1 pseudogene is annotated in these 1,101 nt (G+C 46.0%); it reads right to left on the bottom strand.

Annotated features, from left to right (window positions below):
- Nucleotides 1-1,101 (bottom strand): annotated as a pseudogene (locus tag CH377_RS19755) (hypothetical protein); the annotation flags it as partial.

Here is a 1,101-nt window from a genome sequence, read left to right as displayed (position 1 = left end):
TGAAGCGCACCAGGATTCAGCATATCCAAAGAGTAACCTCGGATATTTTGCTGGGTAGAATCGGTAGCCCACCAAGCCACGAATCCAGTCGTATCCTTGACCGCAATCTTAGGCCCGGTTTGGTTTCCGAAATTCGTAGTGCTCACGAAGAATTCTCCGGAGCCTTTTGCTACTAAATTCGCTCCCATTGTAGCCGATCTTCCTCGGATGGTTCTTTTAGAAGACTCTTCATGTTCCCAAAGAGTGATGATATTTCCTGATACGAGATACAAGCCTCCAGGTTTTCTGCTCTTTGCACTTTTAGAAGTATCCAATTGTAGCGCAGTAGTATATTCCAAGGCTCCGTCTGAAAGGTCCACTACTCTGAGGTAGATACCTGTATTCTTAGTAGAGTTGTAGGAAACCAAACCGAATCCACCAGTTGCAACAGGACTATAAGATCCTATATTCGCACTTATAGTTTGTACGTTCGGTGCCAAAGCAGTATTCGCAATCATATCGTATGCTCTAGCAAACAAATAGGCATCACTTCTCTTCCAAGTAACAAATGCCTTACCTGAAGATGCACTTACATTAATAGAGCCAACATACCCACCGCCCGTTGCAGTGCCAGTTAACGCAATAGGACCAGCCTGTCTAGTTCCAGTTGCAAAGTCATAGGTATAAGCGTTTACTACGTTTGTAGAAATCCCATACCCTACAGCAATCGCGGCAGTATTTCCTCCGTCACTGTCTGCACCAAGCACGCAATTCATTCCAACTCCACTCAGAAGAGCTACACCAAATCCAGTTCCAGCTGTACCGGCCACATCTCCTTGGAAATTTTTGCCCGTAATGGTATGGGTTGTCGTAGTCGTAAATAATGAAGTGGAGGTAGTAACAACTGACCAAACTGCGATGGCCTTTCCGCCTCCGCCCATTGCGAGAGCTAACCCTCCGGATGTATTCGGGCGAGTTGTTACTTTGATTTCGGTTCCAATAGCTGGGAAATTAGCCGCTGTCAAATCTCGGAAAGCGATATATATGTCCGCTCCATTCTCCCAAAGGATAGCAGCCTTGCCCGAGTCTGTTTTAACTACGAATTTGCCAGTTGCATTGGCA

Origin of the sequence: Leptospira haakeii (genome assembly GCF_002812045.1) — a bacterium.
Lineage (GTDB): Bacteria > Spirochaetota > Leptospiria > Leptospirales > Leptospiraceae > Leptospira_B > Leptospira_B haakeii.
The sequence above is the reverse complement of the archived record's forward strand: the minus strand, read 5'-3'. Positions and strand labels throughout refer to the sequence as shown.